Raw genomic sequence first — 15,073 nt, 5'->3', positions numbered from 1 at the left:
CGAACCGGAGGCATCCATGGCAGACAAGAAAACAAAACCACGCGGGCTGGGCCGGGGATTGTCGGCGTTGATGGCGGATGTGAACCCCGCTCCTGTGAGCACGCAAGCAGAGGCACCGAGGAATGCGGAAATACTGGTGCCGATCGAGAATGTCATTGCCAACCCCAACCAGCCGCGCCGGCAGTTCCTGCAGGAAGATCTGGATGATCTGACGGCCTCCATCAAGGAGAAGGGGGTCTTGCAACCGCTGATCGTGCGGCCCAGGACCGGCGGGAAATATGAAATTGTCGCAGGTGAGCGCCGTTGGCGGGCGTCCCAAGCGGCCCAGCTGCATGAAGTTCCTGTTCTGATCCGGGATTACTCCGATCTGGAAATGATGGAAGTTGCCATCATTGAAAACATCCAGCGGTCTGATCTGAACGCGATGGAAGAGGCGCAAAGCTACAAGCAGCTGATGGAAAAATTCGGCCATACCCAAGAAAAGATGGCAGAGGCGCTCGGAAAAAGCCGCAGCCACATTGCCAACTTGGTGCGTCTATTGCATCTGCCTGAGGATGTTCAGACCCTCGTCCAGGAACGTAAACTTTCGGCGGGCCATGCACGTGCATTGATTACGTCCGACAATGCGTCTGAGTTGGCGACGAAGATCGTAAAAGGCGGCTTGTCTGTCCGTGCAACTGAAGCATTAGTCAAAAAGGATGCCGCGGGTATACAGACAGGCGGGCCTAAAAAGGCACGCAAAGTGCCAGAGAAGGATGCCGACACCCGGGCATTGGAAGGCGACCTATCCGCTATGCTGAAAATGAAGGTTTCGATCGACCATAAACCTGGCGGTGAGGCCGGCGCGGTGACGATCAGCTATGAGTCCCTGGATCAGCTGGATGAGCTGTGCAATCTGCTCAGCCGCTAGGCCGGGTCCAGATGAAGGTAAGCACGGCGGACAGAACCACTGCTTGAATACCAAGAACGTGACCGGGGGCTCCTAGCAGCAAAGACAGGCCAAAGACGGCGGCAATCGACAGGGTTGCCGCCTTTTTTGCGCTCGGCCGGATGGCGCCATGATCACGCCAATCCATGATCATCGGACCAAATACATTGTGGGCGACAATCCAGTTATGCAGGCGTTCTGAAGAATTTGCGAAGAAGAAGGCTGCCAGCAGCAGGAATGGGACGGTGGGGAGCAGGGGGAGAACAATGCCGATGACGGCCAGAGCGACGCAAAAAAGTCCCAGGCCGCCGTAGAGGAAACGCATTGCTTCAATCCATCAACAGTTCGCGGAGCACCGCATTTAATACCGCGCGGCCTTTGTCAGTTGCGCGAAGCCTCTGATCAGAGATAGTGACCATACCCATTTGTGCAAGGTCAGCCAGCCGGTCTTCCGGCAGTTTGTGACCTGAAAGCTGGCCGTAACGTCCCATATCCAGACCTTGGGACAGACGCATCCCCATCATAAGGTATTCAGCCACAGCATCTTCCCTGTTTAGAAGCTCCCGCAGGCATTCTCCATTGCCTTTGCTCACCGCTTTCAGCCAAGCTCCGGGCGCCAAATGGGTTTCAGTGGCGTAACGCCGGCCATTCAAGGTCAGACGCCCATGGGCGCCGGGGCCGATGCCGGCATAGTCGCCATAGCGCCAGTAAATCAGGTTGTGGCGGGATTCCGCGCCCTCTTTGGCGTGGTTTGAGACTTCATAACCGGCCATGCCGAAGCCGGCGCAGATGTCCTGGGTGGCTTGGTACATGTCCGCGGCGGTGTCGTCTTCTGGCAGGCCGCGCAGTTTGCCGCGCGCGTAGCGGTCGCCGAAGGCGGTGCCTTCCTCAATTGTGAGCTGGTAGAGCGAAAGGTGGTCAATGGCCATGGAAAGTGCTTCGCGCAGCTCTGCCTGCCAAGCTTCCAATGTCTGTCCCTGGCGTGCGTAAATCAGGTCAAAGCTCACACGGTCAAAACATTTGCGGGCTATGTCGAAAGCTGCCTTGGCTTCTGCGACACTATGAACGCGGCCAAGCCGGCGCAGGTCTTCGTCGTTCAGGGCCTGAATGCCCATGGAGACCCGGTTCACGCCTGCGCCGCGGTAGCCTGCAAAGCGTCCGGCCTCGACTGACCCGGGGTTGGCCTCAAGAGAAATCTCTATGTCATTGGCAAAAGGCCAGATTTCACGTGCGCGCTCAATGACTGCGGCTACGGTTTCCGGCTGCATCAGGGAAGGGGTGCCGCCGCCAAAGAAAATGGAGTTCAGAACACGGCCCTGAAGCTGTTCGGAGAGTCTATCGAGTTCTTGCAGATAGGCTCTAACCCAAAGGTTCTGGTCAATTTTTGCCGAAACATGGCTGTTGAAATCGCAATAGGGGCATTTGGCCTGGCAAAACGGCCAATGCACGTACAGGCCAAAGCCCCCATTGCGCCAGTCATCCACCGAAACAGCCCTGGACAAACTGCGCAACCGCCTTGCCGCGGTGGCTGATCTTGTTCTTCTCCGCCGGGTCCATCTCGGCGCAGGTAATGCTGTAGCCGTCCGGCTGGAACATCGGATCATAGCCAAAGCCACGCTCTCCCCGGATCGGCCAGACCAGCTGCCCCGGCATCACGCCTTCGAACACCTCGTCGTGGCCGTCGGGCCAGGCAATCACCAGAGTGCAGCGGAATTGGGCAGTGCGGGGAACTGCTGGGCCAGCCGCGGCCAGTTCGTCATTGGCACGGGTCATCGCCAGTTTGAAGTCGCGGCCATTGGGTGTTTCTGCCCAGTCGGCAGTGTAGACACCGGGTGCGCCGTTCAGTGCGTCGATGGTTATGCCGGAATCATCGGACAGGGCCGGGAGGCCGGTTGCCGTTGCGGCGGCATGAGCCTTGATGCGGGCATTGCCGACGAATGTGTCCTCGGTTTCCTCCGGTTCCGGCAGGTTCATCTCGCCGGCGCCAATGACCTCAACGCCGAACGGCGCGAGGATCTCGGTGATCTCGTTCAGCTTGCCTTTGTTGTGGGTGGCGACAAGCAGCTTGCCGCCTTCCAGTTTGCGGGTCATTTGCAGGCGGCCTTTTGCATCTCTGCCAGCTCAGCCGTGCCCTTGGCAGCCAGGTCCATCAGCTGGTTCATCTGATCACGGGAGAAGATGGAACCTTCTGCAGACATCTGCACTTCGATCAGCTTGCCGGAGCCGGTCATGATGAAATTGCCGTCGACGCCGGCTTCGGAATCCTCGGGGTAGTCCAAGTCCAGCAACGGCTGGCCGGCATAGATGCCGCAGGACACCGCAGAAACGGGGTCGATCAGAGGATCGATCTGAACGTCGCCGGCTTTCATCAGCTTGTTGACGGCCAGACGCAGGGCGACCCAGCCGCCGGTGATCGAGGCGCAGCGGGTCCCGCCGTCGGCCTGCAGCACGTCGCAATCTATGGTGATCTGTCGTTCGCCCAGGGCAACACGGTCGACGCCGGCCCGAAGCGCACGGCCGATCAGGCGCTGGATTTCCACGGTGCGGCCGCCCTGCTTTCCAGAAGCGGCCTCGCGGCGCATCCGGGTATTGGTGGCACGGGGCAGCATTCCGTATTCAGCGGTGACCCAGCCCAGGCCGGTGCCTTTGATGAACGGCGGCACACGGTCTTCAATAGTTGCGGTGCACAGGACGTGAGTATCGCCGGCCTTGATCAGGCAGGAGCCCTCGGCGTGTTTGGTGAAGCCGGTCTCGATCGAGACAGGGCGCATTTCATTCAGTTCTCGTCCTGAGGGTCGCATGGCACATCCTTTTGCTGTTGGCTTGGGGATATCCCCCGGATGCAGGGCTATGCAAGCCCGATTGACCTTTTGGTCTGCTGCTCTTTAATGACAACTCCGGCCGGGGTTCTTATGTTTATCCCGGGCAACGCGCTGGAAGGCTGATGAGCGATCCGAACAACATTCTGAAAGACCTGAATGACCGTTCACGGGACGTGTTCCGGGCGGTCGTAGAAAGCTACCTGGAGAGCGGCGATCCGGTTGGCAGCCGCACGCTGACCCGCTCGTTAAGTGAAAAAGTCAGTGCAGCAACGGTCCGCAATGTTATGCAGGATCTGGAATATCTTGGCCTGCTGGACAGCCCGCACATCAGCGCTGGGCGGGTGCCTACACAGATGGGGCTGAGAATGTTTGTCGACGGTCTTTTGGAGGTTGGCGACCTCGACGCAAAGGACCGGCAAAAGATCGATGCGACCTTGGGCCGGAATGCGGGTGACGTCGGCGGGATGCTGGACCGTGTTGGTGCAGCACTGTCCGGGGTGACGCAAGGCGCCTCTTTGGTACTGACTCCCAAACATGAGGCGGAAATCAGGCATATCGAGTTTGTTTCCCTGGCGCATGACCGGGCATTGGTGGTTCTTGTTTTCTCCGATGGTCATGTGGAAAACCGGCTGTTCACTCCGCCACCGGGTCAAACACCCAGTTCGATGAGGGAGGCTGCGAATTTCCTAAACGCATTGATTGAAGGCAAGACGCTGAGCGAGGTTCAACGGCAGATCCAGAAGGAGATCTCTGCCCGCCGTCAGGAAATTGACAGCCTTGCACATGCAATGATCGAAAGCGGGCTGGCCGTCTGGGATGACGAAGGCAGCGAACAAGCCCGGCTGATTGTGCGCGGACGCGCGAATCTCCTGGCGGAGACTGGTGCGGTGGAGGAACTCGAGCGGATCCGCACACTGTTCGACGATCTGGAACGAAAGCGGGACATTGCTGAATTTCTGGAACTGACGGAAGAAGGCGAGGGAGTTCGCATTTTTATCGGTTCAGAGAACAAACTTTTCTCACTTTCGGGTTCCTCTTTGGTGGTGTCTCCCTATATGAACGCTGATCGAAAGATCATCGGTGCGGTCGGGGTGATTGGCCCGACGCGCCTGAATTACGGACGGATTGTGCCGATTGTGGACTACACGGCACAGCTGGTCGGCAAGCTTTTGTCCGACCGGAGTTAGAGGTGAAATATGGCAGAGCTCAAGGACGAAGACTTTCTGGATGACATCGCCGCCGCTGAGGCTGAAGAGCTGGAAGCGCAGACTGAGGAATATGATGATGCCTCGCTGGAAATCGATGCGCTCCGGGCGGAACGGGATGAGCTGAAGGATCGCTTCATGCGGGCGCTGGCGGATGCGGAAAACGCTCGCAAGCGCGGCGACAAGGCACGCCGCGAGGCAGAGAATTATGGCGGCTCGAAACTGGCCCGCGACATGCTGCCGGTTTACGATAACATGAAACGTGCAATCGAAGCTGCTACCGAAGAGCAGCGCGAGGTGTCAGCGGCATTGATCGAGGGCGTGGAACTGACAATGCGTTCGCTGCTTGGCGTGTTTGAGAAGCACGGAATCCGGATTGTGTCGCCCGAGGTTGGCGACAAGTTCGACCCAAAGGTGCATGAGGCGATGTTCGAGGCGCCGGTACCGGGCACCAAGGCGGGCGACATCATTCAGGTATCCGCGGAAGGATTCATGCTGCACGACCGTCTGCTGCGCGCGGCGCAGGTGGGCGTGTCCTCGACCCCGGCCAGCTGATAAACAGACCCTGGCGGGTCTGAGCCTCCGGCGGGAGTATTTTTGAAAGATGAAAGGGCGGGTCCGTTTGGATCCGCCCTTTGCTTTAATTCGCAGCTTCCTTGAGCTTGTAGAGCATATCCAGCGCTTCCCGCGGGGAGAGGTCGTCCGGATGGATGCCGGCCAGAAGCTCCTCGGCAGCTGAGGGACCCGAAGGCGCCTTGGGTTGCGGTGGCGGGGCGGCTGCGAACAGGGGCAAGTCGTCAATCTGGATCTTGGAGCCGCCTTCGCGGCTGCCCTGTTCCAGCATGTCGAGCACATCGCGGGCGCGAGCGACAACCGAAGCAGGCAGGCCGGCGAGCTGGGCCACCTGGACACCGTAAGACCGGTCGGCAGCGCCTTTGCGTACTTCATGCAGGAAGATGACTTCGCCTTCCCACTCCTTGACCGCAACGGTGGCGTTGTCGACGCCGTCGAGCTTGGCAGCAAGCTGTGTCAGCTCGTGATAGTGGGTGGCAAACAGCGCGCGGGAGCGGTTGACCTCGTGCAGGTGCTCCAGCGTCGCCCAGGCAATGGACAGGCCGTCGTAGGTGGCTGTGCCACGCCCAATTTCGTCGAGGATCACCAGCGCGCGGTCGTCTGCCTGGTTCAGGATCGCGGCGGTTTCGACCATTTCAACCATGAAGGTTGAGCGGCCGCGGGCCAGATCGTCGGAGGCACCGACCCGGCTGAACAGCTGGCTGACAAGGCCGATATGTGCCGCCTCAGCCGGGACATAGCTGCCCATTTGTGCGAGCAGGGCTATCAAGGCGTTCTGACGCAGGAAGGTCGATTTACCGGCCATGTTGGGGCCGGTCAGCAGCCAGACAGCAGCACCGTCCTGCGCAGTCAGATCGCAGTCGTTTGCAACAAAGGTCTCTCCACCTTGCTGGCGCAGGGCCTGTTCCACAACCGGGTGACGGCCGCCTTCCACGTGAAACGCACGGCTGTTGTCGACCTTGGGGCGGGTCCAGTTTTCGCCGCGGGCCAAATCAGCAAGGCCTGTCAGAAGGTCCAGTTCCGCCAATCCCCGTGCGGCAGTGTTGAGGCGCGCTGCGTTGTTGAGAATAGCACCAGAAAGCCCTGCATAGAGCCGCTTTTCGATCTCCAAAGCCAGGTTGCCCGCGTTAAGAATGCGGGTTTCGATCTCACTCAACTCCACCGTTGTGAACCGGACCTGGTTGGCTGTGGTTTGGCGGTGGATATAGGTCTCGTTCAGCGGCGGCGACATCATCTTGTCCGCGTGTGTCGCAGTGGTTTCGATGAAATAGCCCAGCACGTTGTTGTGCTTGATCTTCAACGAAGCGACTCCTGTGTGTTCTGCGTATTTCTTTTGCATTGATGCGATGACCGAGCGGCCCTCGTCGCGCAGAGTGCGGGCGTCGTCCAGATCATGGTCATGGCCGGCAGCAATGAAGCCGCCATCGCGGGCCAGCAGTGGCGGTTCCGCTACAAGGGCGGCGTCAAGCAGCGATAACAGATCATCGAATCCTTGCAGATCAGATATGGCGCCGGAGATCAGGTCCGGCAGATCGAAACCGGTGCAGAGTTCCGCGATCACCTTTGCCTGCGACAAACCGTTTCGGATAGCGGCTAGATCCCGGGGGCCGCCGCGCTCCAAGGCCAGGCGTGACAAAGCCCGGTCGAGGTCCGGTGTCTTGCGCAGCGCGGCGCGTAGGTCTTCGGCAGTACGCGTATTCTCAAAGGAAAAGTCGACGGCGGCCAGCCGCTGGTGGATAATGTCCAAGTTGCGCGACGGGCTGGATAGCCTCTGTTCCAGAAGACGAGCGCCGCCTGGGGTGACGGTCCGGTCCACGACGGACAGCAGAGAGCCAGCACGGCCGCCGGACAGGGACCGCGTCAGTTCCAGATTGCGGCGGGTTGCGGCGTCGATCTGCACCACCCGGTCCTGGGCTTCCTGCTGCGGCGGCTGCAGCAAAGGCAGTTTGCCCTTCTGAGTGATTTCCAAGTAGTCGATCAGTGCACCCATGGCCGAAACTTCGGCTCGGGTAAATGTTCCAAACCCATCCAGAGCGCTGACATTAAACAGGGAGCAAATACGTTTCTCAGCCGCAGTGCTGTCAAAGCTCGCTTTGCCCAAGGGGGTCAGCGGGATCTTGTATTCATCTGCGAGCGGGCGAACGGCATCATAGGCCGGACCATCCGTAACAATCAGTTCCGAAGGTGCAAGGCGGGCCAGTTCCGGAGACAGGCGCACCCGCGCAACCGGCATAACGTGAAACGCCCCGGTGGAGATATCGGCCCAGGCCAGCGCAGCCTCTTCGCGCAGTTCGGAGAATGAGACCAGGAAATTGTGGCGGCGGGCCTCGAGCAGGGAGTCTTCGGTCAGGGTGCCGGGGGTCACCAAACGCACCACATCGCGTTTTACCACCGATTTGGATCCGCGCTTCTTCGCTTCGGCGGGGCTTTCGAGTTGCTCGCCAACAGCCACCCGAAACCCCTTTCGGATCAGGGTCAGAAGATAGCCCTCGGCAGCATGAACCGGCACGCCGCACATCGGGATGTCTTCGCCGTTGTGCTTGCCGCGTTTTGTCAGTGCGATGTCCAGCGCCTCGGCGGCGTTGACCGCGTCCTCAAAGAACATCTCGTAGAAGTCGCCCATCCGGTAGAAAAGCAGCGCATCCGCATGCGCTTCTTTGATCTCGAGATACTGCGCCATCATGGGCGTTACGGTCATTGGAGGTCCCCCGGGGTCGTCTTTGCAAGACATCTACAATGGGGGCGGGACGAGGAAAACCCGGATATGGCTGCCGCCGGGTCGCCCGGCGGCAGCCTGCTGTCAGTAGAGGTTACGCAGAGTGTCGGGCATCGTGTTGACGATTGAGAGCGACAGTGTGCTCAACTGCTGCTGTGCCTGAAGGGCAAGCAGCTTGGTTGCGGCTTCTTCCATATTGGTGTCGATCATGGAGCTGACACCCCGGGTGAGCGCATCGGACTGTTTGCTGATATAATCACCTTGGCCAGCCAGCTGATTGGCACTCGACCCAAAAGCTGCCGAACCTTCGATTGCGTAGGCAAGAAAGCCCTCGATTTCACCCAAAGCGGTCAGGGCGCTGGCCCCGTCGGTGATTGAAGTCCTGCTGCCGAGGTCGAACAATGGGCTGCCTTCAAAGTCCACACCGTCAACGCTGAGGGTACTCAGGCCGCCATCGCTGGAAATCGCTGACGGTACTGTCAGCCCAGTTCCGCCGGCACCATCGACATCGGTCTTCAGCAGATTCACACCGTTAAAGCCGGAAGACGAGATGATCGAATTGATTTGCTCGGTCTTCTTTGCCATGGCCGCTTCATACTTGCTGAAGTCGCCCATGCCGCTACTGGCCATGATGGCCAGTGACCTCATTTCAGTCAGTGTTTCAGTAATCTGCTCCGCACCGGCCGAGGCAACGGCCACGGTGGCTTCGCCCAGCGACAAAGAGTCCGACACCGAGCGCAAGCCGGAAATATCGGAGTTCATTAGTTCAGAGATGGCCCAAAGGGCCGCATTGTCTGGAGCGGAATTGATAGTCTGACCGGTAGAAATGCTGTCTTGCGTTTGATTGAGCTGAGAATTGACTCCGCCCAATGTCTGCAAGGCCACCATCGCACCGGAATTGTTATGGAAGCTTATCATTCCTCACTTTTCCTTTGATCCTATGCCCTTGTCGGGCGGACAATCGTCATTCTGACCGATGCTTGCAGGCCCATTGCTTCCGGACCTTCGCGCCACCTGGAAGACAGGTGCGTGTTAATACCTATTAAGAAATTACAGCATTCCGCGGTCTGCTTTGAGGCGAAAACCTGACGGAATCTATCGTCTTTTAGCCGCTTTTTTCTAAAATCTGGCGATACAGATTCTTGAAACCGCGGATTGAGGGGCGCCGTGGGCTGGGCTAAGACGGTCCGCGACGAGGAGAGGACACGAACTTACATGCCCAAGAACAAGATCACCGATGAAGAAGCTCTGGCGTTTCACTTGGAGCCGTCTCCGGGCAAGTGGGAGATCAATGCGACCGTTCCGATGACCACGCAGCGGGATCTTTCGCTGGCGTACTCTCCGGGTGTTGCAGTGCCCTGCGAGGCAATCGCGGAAAATCCTGAGACCGCCTATGACTATACCAACAAGGGCAACCTTGTTGCGGTGATCTCCAACGGTACTGCCGTGCTGGGACTGGGCAATCTCGGGGCGCTCGGCTCCAAACCGGTGATGGAAGGCAAGTCTGTCCTGTTCAAACGCTTCGCTGACGTCAATTCGATCGACATCGAGTTGGATACTGAGGACCCGGACAAATTTATCGAAGCTGTCAAGTTGATGGGGCCGACCTTTGGCGGCATAAACTTGGAAGACATCAAGGCGCCTGAGTGTTTCATCATTGAGCAGAAGCTCAAGGAAGAGATGGACATTCCCGTGTTCCATGATGACCAGCATGGCACAGCGGTGATCTGTGCCGCGGGTCTGATCAACGCGCTGCATCTGTCAGGAAAGAAGATCGAGGATGTAAAGATCGTTCTCAATGGTGCCGGCGCAGCGGGTATCGCCTGCATCGAACTTCTGAAGGCAATGGGCGCGCGGCATGAGAACTGCATCGTATGTGATACCAAGGGTGTCATTTACCAGGGCCGCACGGAGGGGATGAACCAGTGGAAATCGGCGCATGCGATCAGCACTGATCTTCGCACCCTTGAGGAAGCAATGCGCGGGGCCGACGTGTTCCTTGGCGTTTCTGTCAAAGGAGCGGTGACCCAGGATATGGTCGCCTCCATGGCAGACAATCCGGTGATCTTTGCCATGGCCAACCCGGATCCGGAAATCACTCCGGAAGAAGCGCACGAAGTGCGGGTGGATGCCATTGTTGCCACTGGCCGGTCGGACTACCCGAATCAGGTCAACAACGTTCTGGGCTTTCCGTATCTGTTCCGCGGCGCGCTGGATATTCATGCCCGTGCAATCAACGACGAAATGAAGATTGCCTGCGCCCACGCACTGGCGGCATTGGCGCGGGAGGATGTGCCGGATGAGGTGGCGCTGGCTTATGGCAAGTCGCTGACCTTCGGCCGTGATTACATCATCCCGACCCCGTTTGATCCGCGCCTGATCCACCGGATCCCGTCGGCAGTCGCTAAGGCGGGTATGGATACCGGCGCGGCGCGGCGCCCGATTGTGGACATGGATGCCTATGAGGTCGGACTGAAATCACGGATGGATCCGACAGCGTCTATCCTGCGCGGCCTGAACGCCCGTGCGCGCTCGGCCCAGTCGCGGATGATCTTTGCCGAGGGCGACGATCCCCGTGCGCTGCGGGCTGCAGTGATGTACCAGCGCTCCGGTTTTGGAAAGTCGCTGGTTGTCGGTCGTCAGGAGGACGTGCGGGTCAAGCTGGAAAAAGCCGGTCTGGGCGATGCGGTGCGCGAGCTGGAAATTGTCAATGCGGCCAACACGCCGCATTTCGAAATGTATAAAGATTTCCTGTACAACCGGCTGCAGCGCAAAGGGTTTGACCGAAAGGACATCCACCGCCTTGTTGGACGCGACCGGCATGTGTTCTCCAGCCTGATGCTGGCGCATGGGCATGGTGACGGTCTGGTCACCGGTGCAACGCGGAAGTCGGCGCACGTGCTGGATCGGATCAACCATGTGTTTGATGCCGACGCAGACCACGGTGTGGCTGGTGTGACTGCACTTCTGCACAAGGGCCGGATCGTGCTGATTGGTGACACGCTGGTGCACGAATGGCCGGATGAAAACCACCTGGCAAATATTGCCGAGCGTGCTGCCGTAGTTGCCCGCCACATGGGGCTTGAACCGCGAGTGGCCTTCGTTAGCTTCTCCACATTCGGCTATCCGGTATCGGAGCGTGCTGAAAAGATGCATGTCGCGCCAACTGTGTTGGACCAGCGGGGGGTGGATTTCGAGTATGAAGGCGAGATGACCGTTGATGTGGCTCTGAATGAGCGTGCGCAGCGGTATTATCCGTTCCAGCGCCTGACCGGCCCGGCCAATATCCTGATTGTCCCGGCCCGCCATTCGGCTTCGATCTCGGTCAAGCTGATGCAGGAGATGGGCGGAGCCACCGTGATTGGCCCGATCCTGTCCGGTATCGACAAACCAATCCAGATCTGCTCGACCACCTCCACGACCAATGACATTTTGAACATGGCGGTGCTGGCAGCCTGCAATATCGGGTGATCTGTCATGGCGATCTGGAATCTAGGCTCAATCAACGCGGACATGGTCTATGCCATGCCGCATCTGCCGGCGGCGGGGGAAACCCTGGCCGCCCTAAGACTTGACCGCTTTCTTGGCGGCAAGGGCGCCAACATGTCCGTCGCCGCCACCCGCGCAGGCAGCGACGTTCACCATATCGGTTCTGTGGGGCCTGACGGCGATTGGGCGGTGAAGCGACTTGATGATTATGGGGTTGGCATCAGACATATCGTCCAGGCGGACACTCCAACCGGGCATGCCATCATCGCGGTGGAACCTGAGGGAGAAAACCAGATCATTCTGTTTCCCGGGGCCAACAGGACACTGAACCGGGAACAGGTGGAACAGGCTCTGTCCCGGGCGGGCGCCGGTGATATTCTGGTCATGCAGAATGAAACCAGTATGCAGGCAGAGGCGGCGCAGCTGGGGAAGAAGATGGGGCTGCGCGTCTGCTACGCAGCCGCACCGTTTGATGCCGATGCGGTGCAGGCGGTTCTTCCGTGCCTGGATTTTCTGATCTTCAATGAGGTCGAAGCCCAGCAGCTCCAGCAGGCCACAGGAAAAGAGCCGGGTGGGTTGGGCGTCAAGGATGTGATCATCACCCTGGGTGCCAAGGGCGCGCGGCATATCGACGGGGAAACGGGGGTGGTCAGTGATGTGCCTGCCTTGCCGGTCACGCCGGTCGATACAACTGGTGCAGGCGATACCTTCACTGGTTACGTCCTGTCTGGCTTGGATCTCGGCCTTACGGTTGCCGAAGCAATGGCACAGGCCAGCCGGGCAGGGGCGCTTATGGTCACGCGACGGGGCACGGCTGATGTCATTCCAACCTTGGAAGAAGTTCAAGCCGCCCGGTTTTAAATCAGGGCGGCTTGGCCTCAGTGTCCCTTTGCAAAGGAGGCTGCGCTGCCCCAAAGCTTTGCCACCCTGGCGTCCCGCCCGCACGCTTGGCGGTAGCGCTTGTAAGCTTCTGCCTGCCGTTTGGGGCCAAACCGCGTAAACACCAGGCTTTGACCCTTGTAATAGTCCTGGTGGTAATCTTCCGCTTTGTAAAATGTTTGGGCTGCCAGAATTGGGGTGACGATTTTCTGCCCCAAGGCGTGCTGTGCCTCGGCCGTTACCTCTCTCGCCAGTGCATTTTCTTCCGAGTTAGAGACAAAAATCGCGGTGCGGTAGCTGTCCCCGCGGTCACAAAACTGGCCACCTGAGTCGGTCGGATCAACCGATCGGAAAAATAATTCCAGCAGCCGTTTGCGGGAGACTTTGGTGGGGTCGAATGTAATTTGAACGGCCTCAAAATGTCCCGTTCCGCCGCCGGTAACGTCCTTATAAGTGGGATCCTGTGTCGTTCCCCCGGTGTAGCCTGAAACGGCTTCGATGACGCCTGGCACACTTTCGAAATCGCTTTCGACGCACCAGAAACAGCCGCCGGCAACAGTCAGAACCGCAGAAGACTGCGCTTGCACCGGATTGCCATGTGCAACGAGGCCAACAGCGATCAGGCTGGTCAGTACGAAAGGTTTCAGTTTCTCCAGAACCCGCATTTCCGACTCCATGATGACTTGCTGCCAGCCTGTGGCCTGCAGGGCAAACTCTCAACCCGGCAAGTCAGGATTTCACGGACTGGTGACAGCACGTTATCGTTTGGATTCCGGATCCAGTATCAATAACGTGCCGGCCAAGGAGGATCCCATGACCGACAAGATGAGCACCCACCAGGCCGAAGAAGATCAAAGAAACGAAGAGATCCTGATTTATCTGAATGGTGAAATTGTACCGAAGGCCGAGGCTAAGGTCAGTGTGTATGACAGTGGCTTCATGCTCGGTGATGGCGTGTGGGAGGGGTTGCGTCTATACAACGGGACCTGGGCGTTTCTGGATGAGCACATGGACCGGTTGTTTGAAGCCGCCAAGGCCATTGATCTGGACATTGGGCTAGATCAGGATGGTGTCAAAAACGCCTTGTTAGAAACACAAAAGTCCAATGAGATGACAACGGACGCTCATGCCCGGCTGATGGTAACGCGTGGAGTGAAGACCCGGCCGTTCCAGCATCCTTCGCTGTCGCGCCAGGGCCCGACCATGACCATTATCATGGAGCATTCCCGCCCTAATCTGCCGCGCCCGATTACACTGGCGACAGTACCGCATCTCCGCGGGCTGCCGATGACCCAGGATCCAAAGCTTAACTCCCATTCCAAGCTGAACTGCATCCTCGCCTGCATTGCGGCGGAGAAGGCCGGCGCGGATGAGGCACTGATGCTGGACGTGAATGGTTTTGTGAACACGACCAACGCCTGCAACTTTTTCATTGTACGCAAGGGAGAGGTTTGGACCTCAACCGGAGATTACTGCATGAACGGTATTACCCGGCAGAAAGTGATCGAACTTTGCCGTGACAACGGCATCCCGGTCTATGAGAGAAACTACTCTCTGGTGGACACCTACGGTGCGGACGAGGCGTTTCTAACCGGGACCTTTGGCGCGCAGACACCGGTGGGCAGCATTGATGGCCGCCAGATCGGTGAGGGGCAAATGGGCCCGGTGACAGAGCGCATCCGCAGTCTCTACAAAGAGCTGATCGAAAGGGAGTGCGCCTGATGAGGATAGCCATGTGGTCCGGGCCGCGAAACCTGTCGACGGCAATGATGTATGCGTTCGGCAACCGCGGCGATTGCGCCGTTGCGGATGAGCCGTTTTACGCGGCTTATCTGGCGATGACGGATCTCGACCATCCGATGCGCGCGGAAATCCTGGAAAGCCAGCCCCAGGATCCTGAGGCCGTGGCGCAGGCGCTGCTGGGGCCCGTGCCGGCGGCGAAGCCGTTCTATTACCAGAAACATATGACCCAGCACATGATCCCAGGGGTTCCGCGGGAATGGTTGCGGGATGTCACCAACGTTTTTCTGATCCGCCATCCGGCGCGAGTGATTGCGTCTTATGCCGCGAAACGGGAGAACCCGACGCTGGAGGACATCGGCTTCCGCCAGCAGGCGGAGCTGTTTGATTTGCTGCGAAGTTGGGGTCAGGTGCCGGTAGTGGTGGACAGCCATGACATCCGCGAAGATCCGGCCGCCAAGCTGGAGCAGCTGTGCGAGAAGATTGGAATGCCGTATTCGCCGAAGATGCTGAACTGGCCGAAAGGCGGCCACAAGGACGACGGGGTCTGGGCTGCCCATTGGTATGGCGCTGTCTGGACCTCTACCGGATTCGCTGGTCCCGAGGGCCCCTTGCCGGACGTGCCGGAAGAGTTGCAGCCTGTCTTGCAGGCAGCGATGCCCTTTTACGAACAAATGAAGGCGGCCAAAATCTGATGGGCTGAAGGGAGATGCGCCTCGTG

14 protein-coding genes are annotated in these 15,073 nt (G+C 58.8%); 7 read left to right on the top strand and 7 right to left on the bottom strand.

What is annotated here, in order from left to right; all coding sequences use genetic code 11:
- Window positions 1–16: 16 nt before the first annotated feature.
- On the top strand, window positions 17–910 hold the full coding sequence (locus K3725_RS18745) for a ParB/RepB/Spo0J family partition protein (RefSeq protein ID WP_260016749.1): 894 nt from the start codon (window positions 17–19) through the stop codon (window positions 908–910).
- Here K3725_RS18745 and K3725_RS18740 read toward each other — a convergent pair.
- Genes K3725_RS18740 through rph form a run of 4 tightly spaced genes read right to left on the bottom strand, consistent with a single transcriptional unit; the run spans window position 900 to window position 3,729 of the window.
- Window positions 900–1,253 (bottom strand): YbaN family protein, encoded by a 354-nt coding sequence (locus K3725_RS18740; protein WP_260016748.1) that lies wholly within the window; start codon window positions 1,251–1,253, stop codon window positions 900–902. The two genes, K3725_RS18745 and K3725_RS18740, sit on opposite strands and share 11 nt — an antisense overlap.
- A 4-nt stretch (window positions 1,254–1,257) precedes the next feature.
- Window positions 1,258–2,412: a radical SAM family heme chaperone HemW gene (gene hemW, locus K3725_RS18735; RefSeq protein ID WP_260016747.1), complete on the bottom strand. Its 1,155-nt coding sequence runs from the start codon at window positions 2,410–2,412 to the stop codon at window positions 1,258–1,260.
- Entirely contained in the window at window positions 2,405–3,019 is a 615-nt protein-coding gene (rdgB, locus tag K3725_RS18730) for an RdgB/HAM1 family non-canonical purine NTP pyrophosphatase (protein WP_260016746.1), read from the bottom strand. The genes hemW and rdgB overlap by 8 nt, the downstream gene beginning before the upstream one ends.
- Window positions 3,016–3,729 (bottom strand): ribonuclease PH, encoded by a 714-nt coding sequence (gene rph / locus K3725_RS18725; protein ID WP_260016745.1) that lies wholly within the window; start codon window positions 3,727–3,729, stop codon window positions 3,016–3,018. Before rph ends, rdgB begins: the two co-directional genes overlap by 4 nt.
- Window positions 3,730–3,872: 143 nt before the next feature.
- Here rph and hrcA point away from each other — a divergent pair, with 143 nt between their 5' ends.
- Together hrcA and K3725_RS18715 are read left to right on the top strand one after the other, a co-directional pair.
- A complete protein-coding gene (gene hrcA / locus K3725_RS18720) occupies window positions 3,873–4,937 on the top strand; it encodes a heat-inducible transcriptional repressor HrcA (RefSeq protein WP_260016744.1) in 1,065 nt (354 codons plus the stop codon).
- 9 nt (window positions 4,938–4,946) lie between these two features.
- A complete protein-coding gene (locus K3725_RS18715; RefSeq protein ID WP_260016743.1) occupies window positions 4,947–5,510 on the top strand; it encodes a nucleotide exchange factor GrpE in 564 nt (187 codons plus the stop codon).
- A gap of 85 nt (window positions 5,511–5,595) precedes the next feature.
- On the opposite strand, the gene mutS is transcribed toward K3725_RS18715, so the two are convergent.
- Both mutS and K3725_RS18705 read right to left on the bottom strand, forming a co-directional pair.
- Window positions 5,596–8,226: a DNA mismatch repair protein MutS gene (mutS, locus tag K3725_RS18710; protein WP_260016742.1), complete on the bottom strand. Its 2,631-nt coding sequence runs from the start codon at window positions 8,224–8,226 to the stop codon at window positions 5,596–5,598.
- A 102-nt stretch (window positions 8,227–8,328) separates the two neighbouring features.
- Window positions 8,329–9,162, bottom strand: coding sequence for a flagellin (locus K3725_RS18705; protein ID WP_260016741.1), 834 nt, complete (start codon window positions 9,160–9,162; stop codon window positions 8,329–8,331).
- A gap of 297 nt (window positions 9,163–9,459) precedes the next feature.
- Here K3725_RS18705 and K3725_RS18700 point away from each other — a divergent pair, with 297 nt between their 5' ends.
- Together K3725_RS18700 and K3725_RS18695 are read left to right on the top strand one after the other, a co-directional pair.
- The gene (locus K3725_RS18700; RefSeq protein ID WP_260016740.1) at window positions 9,460–11,715 is read left to right on the top strand and encodes an NADP-dependent malic enzyme; all 2,256 of its coding nucleotides are present in this window, start codon (window positions 9,460–9,462) and stop codon (window positions 11,713–11,715) included.
- A 6-nt stretch (window positions 11,716–11,721) separates the two neighbouring features.
- Window positions 11,722–12,594: a ribokinase gene (locus K3725_RS18695; protein ID WP_260016739.1), complete on the top strand. Its 873-nt coding sequence runs from the start codon at window positions 11,722–11,724 to the stop codon at window positions 12,592–12,594.
- 17 nt (window positions 12,595–12,611) lie between these two features.
- Here K3725_RS18695 and msrA read toward each other — a convergent pair whose 3' ends face one another.
- Window positions 12,612–13,277: a peptide-methionine (S)-S-oxide reductase MsrA gene (gene msrA, locus K3725_RS18690; protein WP_260018639.1), complete on the bottom strand. Its 666-nt coding sequence runs from the start codon at window positions 13,275–13,277 to the stop codon at window positions 12,612–12,614.
- Between the two features lie 148 nt (window positions 13,278–13,425).
- Here msrA and K3725_RS18685 point away from each other — a divergent pair, with 148 nt between their 5' ends.
- The gene (locus K3725_RS18685; RefSeq protein ID WP_260016738.1) at window positions 13,426–14,334 is read left to right on the top strand and encodes a D-amino acid aminotransferase; all 909 of its coding nucleotides are present in this window, start codon (window positions 13,426–13,428) and stop codon (window positions 14,332–14,334) included.
- Window positions 14,334–15,047 carry an HAD family hydrolase gene (locus tag K3725_RS18680; RefSeq protein ID WP_260016737.1) on the top strand — a complete coding sequence of 238 codons (714 nt, stop codon included), beginning with the start codon at window positions 14,334–14,336 and terminating at the stop codon, window positions 15,045–15,047. Before K3725_RS18685 ends, K3725_RS18680 begins: the two co-directional genes overlap by 1 nt.
- Window positions 15,048–15,073: the final 26 nt, after the last annotated feature.

This window comes from Leisingera sp. S132 (assembly GCF_025144465.1).
Classification (GTDB): domain Bacteria; phylum Pseudomonadota; class Alphaproteobacteria; order Rhodobacterales; family Rhodobacteraceae; genus Leisingera.
Note: the sequence above shows the minus strand (reverse complement) of the source record. Positions and strands in the feature narration are given on the sequence as shown.